This is a genomic window from Sphingomonas lycopersici (assembly GCF_026130605.1).
Taxonomy (GTDB): Bacteria; Pseudomonadota; Alphaproteobacteria; order Sphingomonadales; family Sphingomonadaceae; genus Sphingomonas; species Sphingomonas lycopersici.
The window spans coordinates 58,542-79,114 of the sequence record NZ_JANFAU010000012.1; the positions used below are offsets into that span (position 1 = coordinate 58,542).

Below are 20,573 nucleotides of genomic sequence, written 5' to 3' on the forward strand. Positions count from 1 at the left end.
GACGAGACAAGACCAAGCGGAGAGGCGCATGAAAACCGAGCTGGACCTCAAGATGGACGCGGTGATGGCTGCGATGACCGCCGAGGGAGGTCCGCTTGCGCTGACGGAGATCGAGCGATTCGGCCGCAAGCTGCCGGTGATCGCCGCCGCGCCGCCGACGCTGGGGGCCTATGTCGCGCATTTCTGCAACGAGCATCAGGCGACCGAATTCCTCGTCGCGGGGGACGAGCGGCTGACCTTCGGCGCGGTATATGCCGCCGCGACCCAGGTGGCCGCGGCGCTGGTCGGCGGGTTCGGGGTGAAGAAGGGCGATCGCGTCGGGATCGCGGCGCGCAACTCGCCGGCGTGGATCACGCTCTATTTCGGCATCCTGCTGGCCGGCGGGGTCGCCACCTTGCTCAACGGCTGGTGGCAGGCCGACGAGTTCCGCGAGGCGATCGAGGATGTCGATTGCTCGCTGGTCTTCGCCGACGGCCCGCGCGCCGCGCGGCTGGCGACGATCGCGGGGCTCCGCGCGCAGGTCGTCACCTTCGACGATACGTTGCCGCTGGCCGGGGCGTTGGCCGGGGTCACCACCCGCGATGTCGGCGCGCTCCCCGCGATCGGCCCGGACGATCATGCGACGATCCTGTTCACCTCGGGCTCGACCGGGCGGTCGAAGGGCGCGCTCTCGACGCATCGTCAGGTGGTGCAGGGGGTGTTCAACTATCTCTCCTCGGCGATGATGATGCTGGCGATCGCGACGCAGGACGGCGAGGTGAGCACGCTCCAGCCCTCCACCCTGCTCAACGTGCCCTTGTTCCACGTCACCGCCGAGGTGCCGGTGATGCTGATGTCGCTCGCGATCGGGCGCAAGTTGGTGCTGATGCCGAAATGGGATGCCGAAGAGGCGATGCGGCTGATCGAGAAGGAGAAGATCACCTATTTCGTCGGGGTGCCGCTGATGAGCTTCGAGATGCTCACCCACCCCAACCGGCACAAATATGATCTGTCGACGATGACCGACATCGCCGCCGGCGGCGCGCCGCGCCCGGTGGAGCATGTCCGCCGCATCCACGAGGAGATGCAGGGCGCGCCGCTGATCGGTTACGGGCTCACCGAAACCAACGGGGTGGGAACGGGCAATCTGCGCGACAATTATCTCGCCAAGCCCAATTCGGCGGGGCGGCCGACCCTGCCGTTGGTCGATCTCGCGATCCTCGACGATGCCGGGCGGCCGCTCGCGACGGGGCAGCGCGGCGAGGTGTGTATCCGCTCGGTGGCCAATTTCGAACTCTACTGGGGCCGCCCCGACGCGACCGCCGAGGCCTTCACCGCCGACGGCTATTTCCGCACCGGCGACATCGGCTATCTCGACGAGGACGGCTATCTGTTCATCGTCGACCGCAAGAAGGACATCATCATTCGCGGCGGCGAGAATATCAGCTGCCAGGAGGTCGAGGCGGCGCTCTACGAGCATCCTGCGGTGGCTGAGGCGGCGGTGTTCGGGCTGGCCGACGAGAAGTTCGGCGAGGTGCCCGGCGCGGTGGTCCATCCGGCCGAGGGTGCTTCATTGTCGTCCGAAGAGCTGACCGACTTTCTCCTCAAGCATATCGCGGCGTTCAAGGTGCCGGCGAGGATCTGGATCGTCGCCGATCCGCTGCCGCGGCTGGGGACCGAGAAGATCGACAAGGTATCGCTGCGCGCGAAATATCGTGCCCTGGTGGCGGCCTGATCCGTTCACGTGCGCTTACCACCCCGGCGAAGGCCGGGGTCCAGTTACGACCGGCCCGATGCTGGACCCCGGCCTTCGCCGGGGTGGTAGGCAGAGGCGGATGCTCTGGCCCCTTTTGTCCCCGCGAAGGCGGGAGCACAAAGGGGTGACGCGAGAAGACTGGCGGATGTCGAGCCACCCGCCTAGTGGCTAACGCGATGGTCACGCGACGCAATCTGCTCGTTACCGGCGGGGCCGGGCTGGGGCTGCTGGTCGCCTGGGCGGTGTGGCCGCGCAGCTTCGCGCCCAATCTCGTCGCAGCGCCGGGCGAGACGATCTACAATGCGTGGCTCAAGATCGCGACCGACGGGCAGGTCACCGTCGCGGTGCCGCAGGCCGAGCACGGGCAGGGGGTGTGGACCGCGCTGCCGCAGATCCTCGCCGACGAGCTCGGCGCCGACTGGCGCACGATCGGGGTCGAGCCCGCGCCGCTCAACCCGCTCTACGCCAACCCGCTCGCCGCCGACATCCTGTTCGCCGGCAGCTATGATCGCATTCCCGAAGCGTTGCGCCGCGAACATGCCGTGCGCGGCGCGCTGATGCTGACCGGCGGGTCGACCTCGATCCGCCAGTTCGAGCCCGCGCTGCGCGCGGCGGGAGCGGCAGCGCGGGTGCTGCTGTGCAAGGCCGCGGCGAAGCGCTGGGGCGCGGATTGGGAGACGTGCGAGACGAACGCCGGCTTCGTCACCGCGGGGAAAAACAAGTTGCGCTTCGCCGATCTGGCGGCGGAGGCGGTAGCGTTCGATCTGCCCGCCGAGCTGCCGATGCGGATCGGCGACGAAGGGCGGCTGACCGGTCGGGCGGTGCCGCGGCTCGACGTGCCGGCCAAGGTCGACGGCTCGGCGACCTTCGCCGCCGACGTGCGATTGCCCGATATGGTGTTCGCCAGCATCATGCAGGGGCCGGTCGGCGATTCCCGATTGGTGCGGATCGACAAGGCGGCCGCCCAGCGGGTGCCAGGGACGATCGCGGTGATCGAGAACGAGCGCTGGGTCGCGACGCTGGCGAGCAATTGGTGGGCGGCGAATCGCGCGCTGACCGCGCTCGCGCCGCGGTTCGCGACCCGCGGCGCCCCGGTCGACGATCGCCATATCGCGGCGGCGCTCGATGCGGCGCTGGCGCGGCCGGGGCAACGCTTCGCCAAAACGGGGGACATCGCCGCGGTGATGGACGGCCCCGGCCGGGTCACCGCGGACTATCATGTCGCCCCCGTTTTCCACGCCGCGATCGAGCCGCCGTGCGCGACCGCCTGGTATCACGGCGACCGGCTGGAATTGTGGCTGGGGACGCAGGCGCCCGGGCTAGCGCGCGAGGCGGCGGCGCGCGCGATCGGCATCGCGCCGGGGGCGGTGGTGCTCCACCCGACGTTGATCGGCGGATCGTTCGGCGCGGCGCTCGAATGCGATATCGCGGCGCAGGCGGCGATCGTCGCGGCGAAGACCAAGCGCCCGGTGCAGCTCGTCTGGTCGCGGCGCGAGGCGCTGGCGCGCGATTGCGTCCGCGCCCCGGCACGCGCGCGGATGACCGCGCGGCTCGGCGGCAACGGCGCGATCCTCGGCTGGCGCGCACAGATCGCCGCCCCCGCCACCGGACGCGAACTCGCGATGCGGCTGATGCCGGGCGACGCCGTGGTCGCGGCCGCACGCGCCTTGCCCGAGGCCGCCGACGGCTATGCGGTCGCGGGGGCGGTGCCGTCGTACCGCACCGGCGGATGCCTCGTCGAACATCATCCGGCGGAGATCGGGCTGCCCAGCGGGCATCTGCGCGGCGGCGCGCACGGCTATACCTGTTTCTTCACCGAATGTTTCATCGACGAGCTGGCGCATCGCGCCGGGGCGGAGCCGATGTCGTGGCGGATCGGGATGCTGCGCGACGCGCGGCTCGCGCGTTGCCTGTCGACCGCGGCGTCGCTCGGCGGGTGGGACGGCGGCGGCGACGGCAGCGGGCAGGGAATCGCCTGCCACGCGATGGCGGGAAGCTATATCGCGGTGATGGCGGAGGCGTCGATCGACGTCTCGGGCAGCCCGCGGGTCGAGCGGCTGGTCGCGGCGGTCGATTGCGGGCGGCAGGTCAACCCCGATCTGATCCGCCAGCAGATCGAGGGTGGGTTGATCTTCGGGCTCGCCGCGGCCACCGCCAGCGCGGTGGAGATCGATCGCAACCTTGTCACCGCGCGCCGGCTGGGCGACCTCGGGCTGCCGCGGCTCGCCGACATGCCCGACATCACCGTCGAGCTGCTTCCGAGCAATGCCGATCCCGGCGGGGTCAGCGACCTCGGGATGGTCGCGGTCGCCCCGGCGGTGGTCAACGCGCTCGCCACCGTGGCGGGCAAGCGGCTGCGCACCCTGCCGTTCGGAGCGATCGCATGATCCCGGCCGATCATCCCCCGGTCGCGCCGCCGCGCGTCGGCGTGCTGCTGATCAACCTCGGCACCCCCGATGCGCCCGACCCCAAGGCGGTGCGGCGCTATCTCGCCGAATTCCTCTCCGATCCGCGCGTCGTCGAGCTGCCGCAATGGCTGTGGCAGCCGATCCTGCGCGGCGCGGTGCTGACGACGCGGCCGCGCAAATCGGCGCATGCCTATCAGCAGGTGTGGAGCGCGCAAGGCTCGCCGCTCGCCGCGATCACCCGTGCGCAGGCGACCGCGCTGCGCGACGCCTTCGACCCGGCGGTGATGGTCGATTGGGCGATGCGCTACGGCAATCCCGCGATCGGCGATCGGCTCGCCGCGCTCAAGGCGGCGGGGTGCGAGCGCATCCTGATCGCGCCGCTCTACCCGCAATATTGCGCCGCGACGACCGCTACCGCCAACGACCGCGCCTTCGCCGCGCTCGCCGCGATGCGCTGGCAACCGGCGATCCGCACCTTGCCGCCCTATCACGACGATCCGGCCTATATCGCGGCATTGAAGCAATCGGTGGAGGCCGAGCTGGCGCGGCTCGATTTCGCGCCCGAGGCCTTGGTCGTCAGCTTCCACGGCATGCCCGCGCGGACGCTCGCGCTCGGCGATCCCTATCATTGCCAATGCCTCAAGACCGCGCGGCTGCTCGGCGAGGCATTGGGGCGGCAAGTGACGGTGACCTTCCAGTCGCGCTTCGGCCGCGCGCGCTGGCTCGAACCGGCGACCGATGCGACGCTCGCCGCGCTGCCGGAGCAGGGGGTGACGCGGGTCGCGGTGGTCGCGCCGGGCTTCTCCGCCGATTGCCTCGAGACGCTGGAGGAACTGGCGATCCGCGGGCGCGAGACCTTCCTCGGCGCCGGCGGGCGGTCGTTCGCTTATCTGCCGTGCCTCAACGCGTCCGCGCCCGGTGTGGAAATGTTACAGGCAATCCTCGCGCGGGAGCTTGAAGGTTGGGTTCCCCGCCCGTAGCCTTGGGCTCGGCTGTGACGAGGGAGAATCCGATGGCACGTGTTGCGGTGGTGACCGGTGGGACGCGAGGGATCGGCGAAGCGATCAGCGTCGCGTTACGCGACAAGGGAGTCACGGTGGCGGCGAATTACGCCGGCAACGACAGCCGTGCGAAGGAGTTTACCGAGCGGACCGGCATCCCCGCCTATAAATGGGACGTCGCCGATTACGATGCGTGCCAGGAGGGCTGCGCGCGCGTCGCGGCGGAACTCGGCCCGATCGACATCGTGGTCAACAATGCCGGCATCACCCGCGACGGCACGATCCTCAAGATGACCTACCAGATGTGGAAGGACGTGATGGACACCAACCTTGGCGGTTGCTTCAACATGGCCAAGGCGGTGTTCCCGGGGATGCGCGACCGCAAATGGGGGCGGATCGTCAACATCGGGTCGATCAACGGGCAGGCCGGGCAATATGGCCAGGTCAATTATGCTGCGGCGAAATCGGGCATCCACGGCTTCACCAAGGCGCTGGCGCAGGAAGGCGCGCGCGCCGGGGTCACGGTCAATGCGATCGCGCCGGGCTATATCGACACCGATATGGTCGCGGCGGTGCCGGCCGACGTGCTCGAGAAGATCGTCGCCAAGATCCCGGTCGGCCGCTTGGGCCAGGCCGAGGAAATCGCGCGCGGCGTCGCCTTCCTGTGCTCGGAGGAGGCGGGGTTCGTCACCGGATCGACGCTGAGCATCAACGGCGGGCAGCATATGTACTGACGGGTGCAGGCGCGCACCGCGCGCCGGTGCCGCGACGCGGCAGCACCCGGCACGGCCGGCGGATCGCGCCAGCGAACCCGTCCGACGACGCGGGATTCACGCCCGCGTCGTGGCCCGCGCTTTCGCACTCCCCTACATGGAAGGGAGGGGTCGGGGGCGGGTTGGCCGGCGAGGAGGCGGATCGGGTGCCCCCTGCCAACCCACCCCCAGCCCCTCCCTTGTTCAAGGGAGGGGAGTGGCGGCGCGAATGACGAAGGAAGGTTCGACCATCCCCGCGCTTTCCTGTAACCCGGCGCGATATGTCGAGCCGTTTCGATAACCTGCCGCACCGCCGCGCGATCATCGACCGGCGTGCCTTGTCCGATCGCGTTGCCGCGCTCGACATCGCCGATCCAGGGACCTTGCGCCGTGCGGTGACCGCCGAGCTCAAGCTCGCGCTCGACGCGGGCCGGGCGGAGATCGCGCGGCGGCTCGCCGAGCGTCCGACGCGCGGGCTGGAGGCGGCGAACGGCCAGGCGTTCCTGATCGACCAATTGATCCGCGTGCTGTTCGACGCGGTGACCCAGCGGCTCTATCCGCTGAGCAACCCCACCGCGGCCGAGCGGCTCGCGATACTCGCGGTCGGCGGCTACGGGCGCGGCGAGATGGCGCCGCATTCGGATGTCGACATCGCCTTCCTCACCCCGTGGAAGCAGACCCCCTGGGCCGAGCAGGTGATCGAATCGATGCTCTATGCCTTGTGGGATCTCGGGCTGAAGGTCGGGCATTCGAGCCGCTCGCTCGACGAAATGGTGCGCCAGGCGAAGAGCGACGTGACGATCCGCACTGCCTTGCTCGAGGCGCGCTACGTATGGGGCGACGAGGCGCTCGCCGACGAAGCGGCGCTGCGCTTCAAGGCCGAGGTGCAGCGCGGCACCGAGCGCCAGTTCATCGCCGACAAGCTTGCCGAGCGCGACCAGCGCCACATCAAGATGGGCGATTCGCGCTATGTCGTCGAGCCCAACGTCAAAGAGGGCAAGGGCGGGATGCGCGATCTCCATGCCTTGTTCTGGATCGGCAAATATATCTACGACGTCGATCGCGCCGCCGAGCTGGTGGGCAAGGGGCTGCTCACCGCGGCCGAATATCGCCAGTTCCACCGCGCCGACAATTTCCTGTGGGCGGTGCGCTGCCACCTGCATCTCATCACCGGGCGCGCCGAGGACCGGCTGACCTTCGACGTCCAGCGCGAGATCGCCGAGCGGATGCGCTTTTCCGAACGGCCGGGGCGCTCGGGGGTCGAGCGCTTCATGCAATATTATTTCCTGCAGGCGAAGACGGTGGGGACGCTGACCGGGGTGTTCATCGCGCATCTCGACGAGCAATTCGCCGCGCGCGGGCGCCGCTTCGGGTTGCCGACGATCCGCCGGCGACCGCGCAAGCTGGGCGGCTTCGTGCTCGATCGCGGGCGGCTGGCGCTGCCGCGCGACGATTTCTTCGCCGAGGATCCGGTGCGGCTGATCGAGATTTTCCAGCTCGCCGATCTGCACCGGCTGGAAATCCACCCGCTGGCGATGCGCGCGGCGAACCGCGACGCCAAATTGGTCGACGACATCCGTGACGACCCGCGCGCCAACGCCTTGTTCCTCGACGTGCTGGCGAGCCCGCGCGACCCCGAACTGGTGCTGCGCTGGATGAACGAGGCGGGGGTGTTCGGCCGTTTCGTCCCCGATTTCGGGCGCGTCGTGGCGCAGATGCAGTTCGACATGTACCACCATTATACCGTCGACGAGCATACGATCCGCGCGATCGGCTTGCTGAGCCAGATCGAGCATGGCGAATTTTCCGACGAGCATCCGCTCTCGACCGCGATCTTCCGCCAGATCGTGTCGCGCCGCGCGCTTTATGCTGCGGTATTGCTGCACGATATCGCCAAAGGGCGCGGGGGCGATCATTCGGTGCTCGGCGCGCAGGTGGCCGAGCGGCTGTGCCCGCGCTTCGGGCTGACCCCGGCGGAGACCGAGACGGTGGCGTGGCTGGTGCGTTACCACCTGCTGATGTCGGCGACCGCGTTCAAGCGCGACCTTTCGGATTTCAAGACGATCCTCGATTTCACCGCCGTCGTGCAGTCGCCCGAGCGGCTGCGCATGCTGCTCGCGCTCACCGTGGTCGATATCCGCGCGGTCGGGCCGGGGACGTGGAACGGGTGGAAGCGGCAATTGCTCACCGATCTCTACGAGGCGGCGGAGGAAGTGCTGCGGCTCGGCCACAAGCAGCGCGGGCGCAGCGAGCGGCTCGAGCAGAAACAGGCCAATCTCGCACGGAGCCTGGGGTGGGACGAAAAGGCGCTGCGCGCTTATGCCCGGCGGCTGCCCGAGCCTTATTGGATCGCGGAGCCCGAGGATGTGCTGGCGTATAATGCGCGCTTCATCACCGCGGCGGGCGATGCGCAGCTCGCGATCGACGCGCAAATCTATCCGGGGCGCGATGCGACATTGGTGACGGTCTATGCCGCCGATCACCCGGGGATCTTCTATCGCATCGCGGGGGCGATCCACCTCGCCGGGGGCAATATCATCGACGCGCGGATCCACACCACGCGCGACGGGATGGCGCTCGACAATTTCCTCGTCCAGGATCCGCTCGGGCGGCCGTTCGAGGAGGCGGGGCAGCTCAACCGGCTACGCACCGCGATCGAGGATGCTTTGGCCAATCGCGGCAAATTGATCGACCGGCTGAAGGCCAAGGCGCCGCCGCGCGTCCGCGCCGACGCCTTCCGCATCGTGCCCAATGTGCTGGTCGACAATCACGCTTCCAACCGCTTCACCGTGGTGGAGATCAATGCGCGCGATCGGCCGGCGCTGCTCAACCAGCTCGCGCACGCGTTGTTCCAGTCGAAGGTGACGATCCATTCGGCGCATGTCGCGACTTATGGCGAGCGCGCGGTGGATACTTTCTACCTGACCGATCTGACCGGGGACAAGATCACCGCCGGCGCGCGGGTCAAGGCGCTGGAGAAACGGCTGCTCGATGCGGCGGCGGGGGTGACGGCGGAACTGGCGGCCTAGCGGCCCTCCGTCATTCCCGCGAAGGCGGGAATCCATTGTCGCTGGCCTCTCGATAGAATCGGAACCGCGGCGCTAATGGATTCCCGCCTTCGCGGGAATGACGTGGGCGTGGTGAATGGGATTCGGCAATTCTTGGGGATTGCCGAACCGGGCCTTACTTCGGCGCCAGCACCATCAGCATCTGGCGGCCTTCCATGCGCGGATAGGCTTCGACCTTGGCGATTTCTGCAACCGCTTCGGCGACGCGCTGGAGCACCGCCATGCCGAGCTGGCCGTGGCTCAGCTCGCGCCCGCGGAAGCGCATCGTCACCTTGACCTTATCGCCCTCCTCGATGAACTCGACGACCTTCTTCATCTTGGTGTCGTAATCGTGGTCGTCGATGTTCGGACGCATTTTGATCTCCTTGATCTCCTGCGTCTTCTGAGACTTGCGGGCGGCGTTCGCCTTTTTCTGCGCCTCGTATTTATATTTGCCGACATCGAGGAACTTGGCCACGGGCGGATCGGCGTTGGGCGACACCTCGACCAGGTCGAGGCCGACCTCGCGGGCCTGTTCGATCGCCTCGCGCGTGTACATCACGCCGAGATTCTCGCCCTCATGGTCGATCACACGGACCTTGGGGCTTTGAATCCACTCGTTGAAACGGGGGCCATTCATCGGCGGCGCCTGCATCGGGCGGCGCATCATGGGCGGACGGATAGGTACTTCTCCTGCTGATTCATCGCGCGCGATATAAGGCTTCCCGGGCCAAACCGAAAGATGCGAAACGGCCGCCGCGATATTTGTCGCGACGGCCGTGTCCTCGGCGCAATGGCGGTCAGAACGCGCCGCGCAAGGTGACGCCGTACATGCGCGGTTCGCCGGGGAATCCGACGAACAATTGGTTGGCTGAGCCCGCGAAGCCGCTCGACGCCGGTGCGGCGACCGAGCGCCACGTCCCGCTGCCTTGCAGCGGCATGTCGGCGCCGATCTGGAAATAGCGCTGGTTGAAGATGTTCTGCGCCCAGAACTCCACGCCCCATTTCTTGTCGGGGCCGTAGAGGCCGATGCGGCCGTTCACCACGACGAAGGCGTCCTGCACCTTTTCGAGATCGAGATCGGAGCCGGTGTTGGTGTCGCTCTGCAGCCGCGCGTCGAGGTAGAAGAGCGCGGAAAGCTTGTCGCTGACCTGCGGCGACCAGCTCACCCCGGTGGTGACGGTGTAGCGCGGCGCGTTCGACACGCTGTTGCCGGGGAGCTGGAACAGCACCGGCGACAGCGGGCGCCCGCCGGTGCCGACCAGATTGTCGCGATATTTGGCGTCGGTATAGGTCAGCGCCATATTGACCGAGACCTGCCGGATCGGGCGCAGGAACGCCTCGATCTCGAACCCCTTGGAGATCACGCCGGGGCGCAGCCGATCGGGCGAACAGCCGCCGGTCAGCGCCGAGGCATCGCGATCCGCGCCCTGCAGACTATCGCGGCACGACTGGATGTTGGTGACCTCGAAGTTCACGCCATTATAGGTGTTGAGCTGATAGTCGCTATATTCCTGGTAGAAGCCGGCGAGGTTGATATCGACCCCGGGCCCTTTCCATTTGAGGCCGATTTCATAAGCGTTGACCTTCTCGCTGGCGAAGGCGAGATCGGCGGCCTCGGGACGGCCGTTGCCCGGCATATTGGCCGGCAGCGCCAGCCGCGCCGCGCAGGCGGCGTCGAACGCGGTGTTGCAGGTGCGATCGAGCGCTGAATAATCGAGGTTGAACCCGCCCGCCTTATAGCCCTTCGATGCCGAGGCGTAGATCATCAGCGTGTCGACCGGCTTGAACGACAAGACCGCGGTGCCAGTCCATTCGCCGTCGCTGAAGCGCGTGCCGGGGGACCCCGCCGCGATGCTCGGCGCGGTGCCGTTGATCACGCAGGGCAAGGCGGCGAGCGACTGGAACGGCGAATTGACGATCAGCGGGCAGAGCGTGTCGTTCTGCATCGCCACGCCTTGCAGCTTCTTGCGCTCCCAGGTGTAGCGCGCGCCGATCGTCAGCATCAATTTGTCGGGCACCACATCGAAGGTATTGTGGGTGAAGATCGCATAGTTCGAGCTGTTCTGGCGGAAATTGGAGCCGTTGCTGCCGGTGCCGTTGATCGCGATATTGGGCTGGCCGAGCACCGCAGCGAGGCTGCCGAAGCCGGGGCGCGCCGGATTGGCGATCAGCGCCTGCAAGGTCGAGCGGGCGGTGCCGGGCGGCAGCGCGGCGATCGTCCGCTGCACCACGGGCACGTTGACGCAATATTGGTTGCTCGGCAGCAGCGCGCTCGGCAGCGCCTGCGCCATCAGCAGGCAATTGGCGTAGCGCTCGTAATCCTTGCCATATTTGATGTCGTCGGAGACATCGAGCCGCTCGCTCGAATAATAGCCACCGACCAGCCAGTTGAGCCGGCCGTCGAACGCCTCGCCCTGCAGCCGCAATTCCTGGCTGAACAGCCGGAAGCGGCGATCGAGATTCTGCCGGTTGAGGATATCGAGCGCGTTGAAATCGCCGTCCTGCCCCTGCTTGTTCTTGTAATCGCGATAGGCGGTGATCGAGGTCAGGTTGACGCTGCCGAGCTTGTAGTTGATCTCGCCCGAAAGCCCCCAATCCTCGCTTTTCGAGGTATAGGGCACCCCGGGCGAATTGGGCACGCCGTAGACGAAACGCTCGCCGCCGGGGATCGCCGGGTAACTCGCGCCGAGCGCCTGGAGCAAGGGCAGCAAGCTATTGGGCGAGACCGCGACCGATCCGTTGGGCTGCCGCGTCAAATTGCGCGTCGGGCCGAGCAGCACGCCGCCGCAGCAATTCTCGTTGCGCTTCGAATAATCGCCGATCAGCCGGATCTTGAGATCGGTCGACGGCTCGAACAGGAACTGGCCGCGCGCGAGCCAGCGATCGCGGTCGTTGATATCGGGTTCGCCGGGGGTAAGCGCCTTGAGATAGCCATCGCGCTTCTGCCATACCCCGTCGAGCCGGACCGCGGCGTTGCTCGACAGCGGCGCGTTGAGCGCGCCGTCGACCCGCCAATAATCGTAATTGCCGTAGCTCACCGCGCCCTTGGCGTGGAAACCGTCGAGCTCCGGCCCCTTGGTGACGATATTGATCAGCCCCGCGGTGGAGTTTCGCCCGAACAGCGTGCCCTGCGGCCCGCGCAGCACCTCGATCCGTTCGATATCGCCGAGTTCGGACAGCCCGACCCCGGTGCGGCTGCGATAGACGCCGTCGATGAACAGCCCGACCGAGCTTTCGAGCCCCGGATTCTCGCCCACCGTGCCGATCCCGCGGATGCGCGCGGTGAAATTGACCTCGCTCGTCGCGCCCGAGACGAGCAGCGACGGGGCGACCTGGTTGAGCGCGCGCACATCGGTCGCGCCGGTATTCTGGAGCGTCTCGCCCGACACCGCGGAGATCGCGATCGGCACGTTGGACAGCGCCTCGGCGCGGCGCGTCGCGGTGACGATGATGTCGCCGGGATTGTCGCTCGCGCGCGGCGCGGCCGCCGGATTGGGCTGTTGCTGGGCGAGGGCGGGGGTCGAGGCCAAGAGCGCCGCGCACGACAAAAGACGCGGCAGAACAGCACTGCGCATAATCCATCTCCCGGTTTGCGGCTCTGAACAAATTATATGGCCGCTTCGGACAGGTTATGCGGTGATCGGGGTGCGTGTCACCACCCCATCATCTCCGACACATTTTATTACAGTGGCTGCGTCGTTTTGGTCACAGAATGACAATGCGACTGCCCTACGCATTCCGAGCAAGACCTGCCCCGTTCGCGCTGAGCTTGTCGAAGGGCGGCCCCAATTCTGGGGCGGCGGGACGCCCTTCGACAGGCTCAGGCGAACGGGGCTAGGCGATCCTGATTTGGTCCGCGGTGCTTCAGCCCAGGTCGGGCGGCAGCACCTCGTCGCGCAGCCGCTCGATCGCCGCGGCGAGCGTCAGCACCTCCTGTTTCGCGCCTTCGCCGAGCGGGCGCAGCGCGACGGTGCCTTCGTCCGCCTCGCGCTTGCCGACGACGAGCAGGTTGGGAACCTTGGCCAGGCTGTGCTCGCGCACCTTATAATTGATCTTCTCGTTGCGCAGATCGGTCTCGACGCGCAGCCCGGCCTTGCGCAGCTCGGCGGCGACCTGCTCGGCATAATCGTCGGCATCGGACACGATCGTCGCGACCACCGCTTGCACCGGGGCGAGCCAGGCCGGCAATTTGCCCGCGAAATGCTCGACGAGGATGCCGATGAACCGCTCGTACGAGCCGAAGATCGCGCGGTGGAGCATCACCGGGCGGTGGCGCTGGCCGTCCTCCGCGATATAGCTCGCGTCGAGCCGTTCGGGGAGCACGCGGTCCGACTGGATCGTGCCGACCTGCCACGTCCGCCCGATCGCGTCGGTCAGGTGCCATTCGAGCTTGGGCGCATAGAAAGCGCCCTCGCCGGGCAATTCCTCCCAGCCATATTCGGCGGTGTTGAGCCCCGCGGCCGCGACCGCGTCGCGCAGCTCGTTCTCGGCCTGATCCCACATCTCGTCGGTGCCGAACCTCTTGTCGGGGCGCAGCGCGAGCTTGATCGAATAAGTGAAACCGAAATCCTTGTAGATGCGATCGGCGAGGTTGCAGAAGGCGCGCACCTCGTCGACGATCTGGTCCTCGCGGCAGAAGATATGCGCGTCGTCCTGGGTGAACTGGCGCACGCGCATCAGCCCGTGGAGCGCGCCGTGCGGCTCGTTGCGGTGGCAGCAGCCGTTCTCGTACAGGCGCAGCGGCAGATCGCGGTAGGATTTGATCCCCTGCTTGAAGATCAGGATGTGCGCCGGGCAGTTCATCGGCTTGAGCGCCATCCACTCGGCCTTGTCCGAGACGATCGGGCCTTCATCCTCGGTATTGGGCACTTCGTCGGGGATGACGAACATATTCTCGCGATATTTGCCCCAATGGCCCGATTGCTCCCACTGGCGCGCGTCCATCACCTGCGGCGTCTTGACCTCGCGATAGCCCGCGCCGTCGATCGCGCGGCGCATATAGGCTTCCAGCTCGCGCCAGATGATATAGCCCTTGGGGTGCCAGAAGACGCTGCCGTGCGCCTCGGCCTGGAGGTGGAACAGATCCATCTCCTGCCCCAATTTGCGGTGATCGCGCTTGGCCGCCTCCTCCAGCCGGAAGAGATGCTGGTCGAGCTGCTTCTTGTTGAGCCAGCCGGTGCCGTAGATGCGCGAGAGCATCGCGTTCTTCTGGTCGCCGCGCCAATAAGCGCCCGAGACGCGCGTCAGCTTGAATGCGTCCGGCGCGAGCTTGCCCGTCGAGGGGAGGTGCGGGCCGCGGCACATGTCGAGCCAGTCGTCGCCCGACCAATAGACCGTCAGCTCCTCGGCGTCGGGGAGCTCGGCGGCCCATTCGGCCTTGAACGTCTCGCCCTGCTGCTTCCAGCGGCTGATCAGCTGTTCGCGCGACCACACCTCGCGGCGCAACGGCTTGTCCGCGGCGATGATCGCGCGCATCCGCGCCTCGATCGCGGGCAGGTCCTCTTCGGTGAACGGGCGGTCCTTGGGGGCGAAATCGTAATAGAAGCCGTCGTCGGTCGCCGGGCCGAAGGTGATCTGCGTCCCCGGAAACAGTTCCTGCACCGCTTCGGCCAGCACATGCGCATAATCGTGCCGCGCAAGCTCGAGCGCGTCGGCCTCGTCGCGCGCGGTGACCAGCGCGAGCTTGGCGTCATGCTCGATCGGGCGGTTGAGGTCGCGCAATTCGCCGTCGACCCGCGCGGCGAGCGCCGCCTTGGCGAGCCCCGGCCCGATCGCCGCGGCGACATCCGCCGGCGTGGTGCCGAGCGGCATCGCGCGGACCGAGCCGTCGGGCAGCGAGATCGAAATCATGTCGTTCATGTGAGGTCCTGTCGGTTCTGGCGGGCTTATGCACATCGTGGCGCCCGGGGGAAAGCGGCAGGAAGGAGAGGGCGGGCGCCTTGCTCTCCCCGTTCCCCGGGGAGGCGCCCGATCGCGGTCAGCCGACGCGCGTCAGGGCCCCCGGGAAGCCGGGGGTGGTAGTGGTCGGCCGGGATCGCATGAGGCGGCGCATGCGCGCGATATAGCGAAGCCGCGCGCAAACGACAACGGGCCCGACGTCTCCCGGTTAAGGGGGAAGTCGGGCCCGCGCCCTCGGTAAGCTACTGGAGGGAACTCGATACGCTACGCGAGTTAACCGGGCTGCCGCTCAACTTCAGCGGCAGTAACGGGGATTGTCCGAGCGCTCGATCGCGCGGCCGGCGAGCGCGCCGCCGACGCCGCCGATCAACGTGCCGGCGAGGCGATCGCCGCTATTGTCGATCGTGCGGCCGAGCAACCCGCCGGCGATCGCGCCGAGCACCGTGCCGGTGCCGCCGTTCGAGCAGCGACGGTTGCGGTAATAATGGCGGTTGTCGTCGTAACGACGCGCATTGTAGCCGCGATCGTAATAACCGCGATCGTAACCGCGATCGTAATAGCCGTTGTTGTAGCCGCGATCGTAATAACGCTGCGCATTGGCGGCGGTGGGGGTCATGGCGGCCGCACCGATCGAAAGCGCGACAGCGGCCAGCGACAGTTTCTTGAACATCTTACGTCTCCCGATCGAAGCCTCGCCAGTGGAGGGTCCGCTTCGTTGAAACCGTATCTGCGCGATTCGCGGCGAACCGATCCTGAATGCGTCGGTTATCGACCGTTCAGGGTCCGCGCGGCTATCGGGGGCGGGATGCGCCCCTTGTTGTTCCCGATCCTTGCCGTGCTCGCGGTGGTCCCCGGCTGGAGCGGGATCGATCCGGTGACGCGGCTCGCCCCCGGCGCGGTGGTGCGCGTGGTGCGCTACGTGCCCGAGGGCGGCTGGCCGGCGCGTATCGGGCGGCTGGAGCCGGTCGGCGCGGTCACGCTGTCGAGCGCGGCGCCGGGGTTCGGCGGGTTTTCGGCGCTGGCGATCGAGCGCGGCCGGGCGACCTTGCTGGGCGATTCGGGCAATTGGCTGCGGCTGCGCATCGCGCGCGGCGCGGCCGCGGCGGAGACCGGCGCGCTCGGCGACGGGCCGGGCAGCGGGTGGAGCAAGGAGGATCGCGACAGCGAATCGCTCGCGATCGAACCGGCGAGCGGGCGGGCGTGGGTCGGCTTCGAGCGCGCCAATGCGATCTGGCGCTACGACGCCGCGCTCCGCCGCGGCGAGGCGCATCGCGCGCCGCGAGAGATGGCGAAATGGTGGGACAATAGCGGCGCCGAATCGCTCGCGCGGCTGCCCGACGGGCGATTCGTGGTGATCGCCGAGCGCTGGCGCGGGGCGCTGCGCCCGGCGTTGCTGTTCGCCGGCGATCCGGCCTCGCGCGCGACGCCGGTGGCGCGCTTCTTCTATCGGCCGCCGGCGGGATATGATCCCAGCGACGCGGCGGCCTTGCCCTCGGGCGATCTCTTGGTGCTCAACCGGCGGCATCTCGGCTGGCTGCGCTTTTCGGCGAAGCTGGTGCTGGTGCCGCGCGCGGCGATTCGCGCGGGTGGGGTCGCGTCAGGGCGCGAGATTGCGACGCTCGCGGCGCCGGTGGTCAGCGAGAATTGCGAAGGGCTTGCCGTGTCGCGCGAAAATGGCGCGACGATGCTATGGATCACCACCGACAATGATCAGATGGCGTTCCGGCGGAGCTATCTGATGAAGTTCCGGCTGCGTTAGCCACCCTGTTCGGGCGAGCTTGTCGAATCCCGAACGGTGGGAAGGAAAACGCCACACGGCCCGCCCTCCGCTGGGGAGGACGGGCCGCGTGTAACGACGAGCGATTCGTCGTGAAGCGTCAGGCCGCGACGGCGGCGCGCTTCTTGACGATGTCGCGCTTCAGGCGGCGGGCGCGCAGCGACAGCTTCTCGTCGCTGGTCTTGACCAGCCAATTGTCGAGACCGCCGTTATGCTCCACCGAGCGCAGGCCGTGGGTTGAGACGCGCAGGCGCACGCTCTTCTCCAGCGTGTCGGAGATCAGCGTCACGTTCTGCAGGTTGGGCAGGAACGTCCGCTTGGTCTTGTTGTTCGCGTGGGAAACGTTGTGCCCCACCTGCCGGCCCTTGCCGGTCAGCTCGCAGATGCGCGACATGATCTTGATCCTGAATTCGGTTGCCCGGAAAGTGGGCGCCCCTACCGCGACCCGGCGATTTCGTCAACCCGATGGCGGGCAATATCGCATGATCGCTGGCCGAGCGCGGCGCGGCGCATTAGGCGGGGGGCGATGTTTCCGCTCCCGCCCCCGATGCGCGCCGCGCTCGATGCCGCCGCTGCGGCCGCTGCCGCGGGCGAAGTCCCGGTCGGCGCGGTGGTGATTCGCGACGGTGCGGTGATCGCCACCGCCGCCAATGCGCCGCGCCGGCTCCACGATCCCACCGCGCATGCCGAGATGCTGGCGATTCGCGCCGCGGCGGCGATGCTGGGGCGCGAGCGGCTCGAGGATTGCGACCTGTGGGTCACGCTGGAGCCGTGCGCGATGTGCGCCGGGGCGATCGCGCACGCGCGAATCGCGCGGCTCTATTATGGCGCAGCCGACCCCAAGGGCGGCGCGGTCGAGCACGGTCCGCGATTCTTCGCGCAGCCGACCTGCCACCACCGGCCGGAGGTGTTCGCCGGGATCGGCGATCGTGAGGCGGGGGAGCTGCTGCGCGATTTCTTCGCGGCGCGGCGCTAGAGCGGCCGACATCCCGTTTTATGTCGTCATGCCGGACTTGATCCGGCATCCACAGCCACAAGCGATTTCCCCTGCGATTCTGGATGCCGGGTCAAGCCCGGCATGACGTTAGGACGGATCAGCCCGGCCGCCGCTTGAGCAGCGCCGAGCGCTCGCACTGGCACACCACCTGATCGCGCTGGTTGATCAACTGGTGGGTGAAGGTGACGATCCCCGCATCGGGGCGCGACTTGCTCTCGCGCAAGCCCATGACCTCGCTGGTCGCGCGCATCGTATCGCCGATGAACACGGGCTTGGGCATGACGAGCTTGTCGTAGCCGAGGTTGGCGACGAGCGTGCCGAGCGTCGTATCCCCCACCGACAGCCCGACCATCAGCGCGAAGGTGAAGGTGCCGTTGACGAGGATCTGCCCGAACTCGCTCGCCTTCGCCGCCTCCAGATCGAGGTGCAGCGGCTGCGGGTTATGCGTCATCGTCGAGAAGAGGAGATTGTCGGTCTCGGTGACGGTGCGGCGAATCTCATGCTCGATCCGGTCGCCGATCTGCCATTGGTCGAAATAGCGACCCGCCATGATTATTCTCCCGCCCGCTCGACCCGCGCGAGCAATGCGCCCTCGCTGACCTGCCCGCCGGTGGTGGCGTTCAGTTCGGCGACCGTCCCGTCGAATGGCGCGACGAGCGAATGCTCCATCTTCATCGCCTCGAGCGTGAGGAGCTTCTGCCCCTTCGTCACGCTGTCGCCCGCGGCGACCTCGACCGCGATCACCCGCCCAGGCATCGGGGAAAGGATCGCGCCGTCGGCGGCGGTGCCCGCGGCGGCGCCAGACACCCGCGCCGGGGCAGCGAGGAACGACAGGCCGTCGTCATTGACCGCCACGCCGTCGTCGACCGGCTCGGCGACGACCGGCGCGTTGCGCCAGTCGGCGGGCAGATCGACGACATGCGCGCGCCCGTCGACATTGACCGCGGTGCGCAGATTGGTCGCGGCATTGAGGCGGAAGCCGATCGCGCCGCGCCACGGCTCGCGCTGCGACGCGCCGAGCAGATCGCCGTCCTCGGGCGAGACCAATGTCGGCTCGCCGTAATATTCCTGCACCAGCAACGCGGCCGCCGCTTGCTTGAGCATATCGTCGGTCGGCTCGGCCGGGGGGAGCAAGGCATCGCCCTTGGCGGCGATGAACCCGGTGTCGATCCGCCCGGCGCGGAAATCCTTGTCGTCGAGCGCGCGCCACAGGAACGGCGCGTTGGTCTTGACCGGGAAGATGTCGGTCGCGGCACAGGCCCGCGCCAATGCCTCGCACGCTTCCTCGCGGGTTTCCTCGTGGACGACGATCTTGGCGATCATCGGATCGTAGAAGCCGGTGATCTCCGCGCCCTCATAGACCCCGGTTTCGAGCCGCACACCCTCATGCTCGCGGAAGATCTCCAGCCGCCCGGTCGAGGGCAAAAACCCCTTCGCCGGGTCCTCGGCATAGAGCCGCGCTTCCATCGCCCAGCCGTTGATCGACAGCTCATCCTGCTGCTTGGGCAGAGGCTCGCCGCTCGCGACGCGGAGCTGCCATTCGACCAGATCGACCCCGGTGATCTCCTCGGTCACCGGATGCTCGACCTGCAGCCGGGTGTTCATCTCCATGAACCAGATGCCGTCGGCGCGGAGCCCGCTCGAGGCGTCGGCGATGAACTCGATCGTCCCCGCGCCGACATAATCGACCGCGCGCGCCGCCTTGACCGCCGCGTCGCAGATCGCCGCGCGCGTCGCCGGGTCCATGCCGGGGGCGGGGGCTTCCTCGATCACTTTCTGGTGGCGGCGCTGGAGCGAGCAATCGCGCTCGAACAGATGGACGACATTGCCGTGGCTGTCGCCGAACACCTGCACCTCGATATGCCGCGGCGAGAGGATATATTTCTCCAGCAGCACGCGATCGTCGCCGAACGACGATGCCGCCTCGCGCTGGCATGACAGCAGGGCGTCGGCGAAGTCGGCCGCCGCATCGACCTTGCGCATCCCCTTGCCGCCGCCGCCGGCGACCGCCTTGATCAGCACCGGATAGCCGATCGCATCGGCCTCGGCCTTGAGCCGATCGGGGTTCTGGTCGTCGCCGAGATAGCCGGGGGTGGTGGGGACGCCGGCTTGCTGCATCAGCCGCTTGGCGGCGTCCTTCAGCCCCATCGCGCGGATGCTGGCGGGTTTCGGCCCGACCCACACCAGCCCGGCGGCGATCACCGCCTCGGCGAAATCGGCGTTTTCGGAGAGGAAGCCATAGCCGGGGTGGATCGCCTCCGCCCCGGTCGCCTTGGCCGCTGCGATGATGTGTTCGCCGACGAGATAGCTTTCGCGCGCCGGCGAGGGGCCGATATGCACCGCCTCGTCGGCCATGCGGACGTGGAGCGCGCGGGCGTCGGCGTCGGAATAGACCGCGACGGTGCGGATGCCCATCGTGCGCGCGGTGCGGATGACGCGGCAGGCGATCTCGCCGCGATTGGCGATGAGGAGCGACGTGATCATGCCGCGCACCCCGTCGTGCGCTGGCTCCAGGTGACGTTGAGCACCTTCCATGTCCCTCCTTCGCGCACCAGATCGAAATGATCATAGCCGCAGTGATGAATCTGCCCGTTGACCGCGACGGTATAGGGCGCCCAGACCATCGCGACGTTGCCGTCGATCTCGATCGCCGGGGTGCCGAGCCGTTCCTCGACCTTGTCGCCCGACGGCTTGAGCCGTGCGGCGAAATCGGCCCAGCGGAACGAGCGTACGCCGGGTTGCGCACCCTCGCTCGCGACGGTGGCGCTGCCTTCGGGGCGGGTTACGCCGAGCACCGCATTGCCGTCGCCCGTGCCGATCGCGCCGAGCAACGCCTGGATCGGCGCCATCACCGCTGCATCGTCGTTGGCGGGCGGCGGCAGCGCGGTGCCCTTGACGATCGGGGCGACGGGGGTGACCTGCAGCAGCAGGGCGAACAAGGGGGTGATCATCACC

The 20,573-nt window shown here is 67.9% G+C and carries 15 protein-coding genes; 7 read left to right on the forward strand and 8 right to left on the reverse strand.

The annotated features are described in order from the left end of the window. Positions 1-28: 28 nt before the first annotated feature. From NED98_RS18815 to NED98_RS18835, 5 genes are all read left to right on the forward strand, one after another. Positions 29-1,714, forward strand: a complete 1,686-nt coding sequence (locus tag NED98_RS18815) for a class I adenylate-forming enzyme family protein (RefSeq protein WP_265314041.1) — start codon at positions 29-31, stop codon at positions 1,712-1,714. Between the two features lie 197 nt (positions 1,715-1,911). Continuing rightward, positions 1,912-4,122 (forward strand): molybdopterin cofactor-binding domain-containing protein, encoded by a 2,211-nt coding sequence (locus NED98_RS18820; RefSeq protein ID WP_265314042.1) that lies wholly within the window; start codon positions 1,912-1,914, stop codon positions 4,120-4,122. Then, positions 4,119-5,123, forward strand: a complete 1,005-nt coding sequence (gene hemH, locus NED98_RS18825) for a ferrochelatase (protein ID WP_179513199.1) — start codon at positions 4,119-4,121, stop codon at positions 5,121-5,123. Before NED98_RS18820 ends, hemH begins: the two co-directional genes overlap by 4 nt. Positions 5,124-5,155: 32 nt before the next feature. Next, positions 5,156-5,878, forward strand: a complete 723-nt coding sequence (phbB, locus tag NED98_RS18830; protein ID WP_179513200.1) for an acetoacetyl-CoA reductase — start codon at positions 5,156-5,158, stop codon at positions 5,876-5,878. A 299-nt stretch (positions 5,879-6,177) separates the two neighbouring features. Next, on the forward strand, positions 6,178-8,925 hold the full coding sequence (locus NED98_RS18835) for a [protein-PII] uridylyltransferase (protein ID WP_265270218.1): 2,748 nt from the start codon (positions 6,178-6,180) through the stop codon (positions 8,923-8,925). 154 nt (positions 8,926-9,079) lie between these two features. Here NED98_RS18835 and infC read toward each other — a convergent pair whose 3' ends face one another. From infC to NED98_RS18855, 4 genes are all read right to left on the reverse strand, one after another. Then, entirely contained in the window at positions 9,080-9,613 is a 534-nt protein-coding gene (infC, locus tag NED98_RS18840) for a translation initiation factor IF-3 (RefSeq protein WP_179513202.1), read from the reverse strand. A 130-nt stretch (positions 9,614-9,743) separates the two neighbouring features. Then, positions 9,744-12,521 carry a TonB-dependent receptor gene (locus NED98_RS18845; RefSeq protein WP_265314043.1) on the reverse strand — a complete coding sequence of 926 codons (2,778 nt, stop codon included), beginning with the start codon at positions 12,519-12,521 and terminating at the stop codon, positions 9,744-9,746. A 289-nt stretch (positions 12,522-12,810) separates the two neighbouring features. Further along, positions 12,811-14,796, reverse strand: a complete 1,986-nt coding sequence (thrS, locus tag NED98_RS18850) for a threonine--tRNA ligase (protein ID WP_432423348.1) — start codon at positions 14,794-14,796, stop codon at positions 12,811-12,813. Between the two features lie 343 nt (positions 14,797-15,139). Next, positions 15,140-15,514 (reverse strand): glycine zipper 2TM domain-containing protein, encoded by a 375-nt coding sequence (locus NED98_RS18855; protein WP_179513205.1) that lies wholly within the window; start codon positions 15,512-15,514, stop codon positions 15,140-15,142. A gap of 144 nt (positions 15,515-15,658) precedes the next feature. Between NED98_RS18855 and NED98_RS18860 the strand changes: the two genes are divergently transcribed. Beyond that, positions 15,659-16,603: an esterase-like activity of phytase family protein gene (locus NED98_RS18860; RefSeq protein ID WP_432423343.1), complete on the forward strand. Its 945-nt coding sequence runs from the start codon at positions 15,659-15,661 to the stop codon at positions 16,601-16,603. Between the two features lie 118 nt (positions 16,604-16,721). On the opposite strand, the gene rpmB is transcribed toward NED98_RS18860, so the two are convergent. Next, the gene (gene rpmB / locus NED98_RS18865) at positions 16,722-17,015 is read right to left on the reverse strand and encodes a 50S ribosomal protein L28 (RefSeq protein ID WP_179513207.1); all 294 of its coding nucleotides are present in this window, start codon (positions 17,013-17,015) and stop codon (positions 16,722-16,724) included. 153 nt (positions 17,016-17,168) lie between these two features. On the opposite strand from rpmB, the gene NED98_RS18870 reads away from it, so the two are divergent. Further along, complete coding sequence (locus tag NED98_RS18870) at positions 17,169-17,597, forward strand: nucleoside deaminase (protein ID WP_265314076.1); 429 nt, start codon at positions 17,169-17,171, stop codon at positions 17,595-17,597. Positions 17,598-17,715: 118 nt separating this feature from the next. On the opposite strand, the gene NED98_RS18875 is transcribed toward NED98_RS18870, so the two are convergent. From NED98_RS18875 to NED98_RS18885, 3 genes are read right to left on the reverse strand one after another with little or no spacing between them, the layout of a single operon-like run. After that, on the reverse strand, positions 17,716-18,168 hold the full coding sequence (locus NED98_RS18875; protein WP_265314046.1) for a MaoC family dehydratase: 453 nt from the start codon (positions 18,166-18,168) through the stop codon (positions 17,716-17,718). Positions 18,169-18,170: 2 nt separating this feature from the next. Beyond that, positions 18,171-20,102 (reverse strand): acetyl/propionyl/methylcrotonyl-CoA carboxylase subunit alpha, encoded by a 1,932-nt coding sequence (locus tag NED98_RS18880; protein ID WP_265314047.1) that lies wholly within the window; start codon positions 20,100-20,102, stop codon positions 18,171-18,173. Further along, on the reverse strand, positions 20,099-20,569 hold the full coding sequence (locus NED98_RS18885; RefSeq protein ID WP_265314049.1) for a nuclear transport factor 2 family protein: 471 nt from the start codon (positions 20,567-20,569) through the stop codon (positions 20,099-20,101). The genes NED98_RS18880 and NED98_RS18885 overlap by 4 nt, the downstream gene beginning before the upstream one ends. Positions 20,570-20,573 lie beyond the last annotated feature (4 nt).

Excerpts from the sequence above, each read along its gene's own strand:
- NED98_RS18870 (WP_265314076.1), top strand. The coding sequence starts at position 17,169 with ATGCGCGCCGCGCTCGATGCCGCCGCTGCGGCCGCTGCCGCGGGCGAA.
- NED98_RS18845 (WP_265314043.1), bottom strand. The coding sequence starts at position 12,521 with ATGCGCAGTGCTGTTCTGCCGCGTCTTTTGTCGTGCGCGGCGCTCTTG.
- NED98_RS18815 (WP_265314041.1), top strand. The coding sequence starts at position 29 with ATGAAAACCGAGCTGGACCTCAAGATGGACGCGGTGATGGCTGCGATG.
- NED98_RS18875 (WP_265314046.1), bottom strand. The coding sequence starts at position 18,168 with ATGGCGGGTCGCTATTTCGACCAATGGCAGATCGGCGACCGGATCGAG.
- NED98_RS18820 (WP_265314042.1), top strand. The coding sequence starts at position 1,912 with ATGGTCACGCGACGCAATCTGCTCGTTACCGGCGGGGCCGGGCTGGGG.
- infC (WP_179513202.1), bottom strand. The coding sequence starts at position 9,613 with ATGATGCGCCGCCCGATGCAGGCGCCGCCGATGAATGGCCCCCGTTTC.
- NED98_RS18835 (WP_265270218.1), top strand. The coding sequence starts at position 6,178 with ATGTCGAGCCGTTTCGATAACCTGCCGCACCGCCGCGCGATCATCGAC.
- NED98_RS18885 (WP_265314049.1), bottom strand. The coding sequence starts at position 20,569 with ATGATCACCCCCTTGTTCGCCCTGCTGCTGCAGGTCACCCCCGTCGCC.
- thrS (WP_432423348.1), bottom strand. The coding sequence starts at position 14,796 with ATGATTTCGATCTCGCTGCCCGACGGCTCGGTCCGCGCGATGCCGCTC.
- NED98_RS18880 (WP_265314047.1), bottom strand. The coding sequence starts at position 20,102 with ATGATCACGTCGCTCCTCATCGCCAATCGCGGCGAGATCGCCTGCCGC.
- hemH (WP_179513199.1), top strand. The coding sequence starts at position 4,119 with ATGATCCCGGCCGATCATCCCCCGGTCGCGCCGCCGCGCGTCGGCGTG.
- phbB (WP_179513200.1), top strand. The coding sequence starts at position 5,156 with ATGGCACGTGTTGCGGTGGTGACCGGTGGGACGCGAGGGATCGGCGAA.
- rpmB (WP_179513207.1), bottom strand. The coding sequence starts at position 17,015 with ATGTCGCGCATCTGCGAGCTGACCGGCAAGGGCCGGCAGGTGGGGCAC.
- NED98_RS18855 (WP_179513205.1), bottom strand. The coding sequence starts at position 15,514 with ATGTTCAAGAAACTGTCGCTGGCCGCTGTCGCGCTTTCGATCGGTGCG.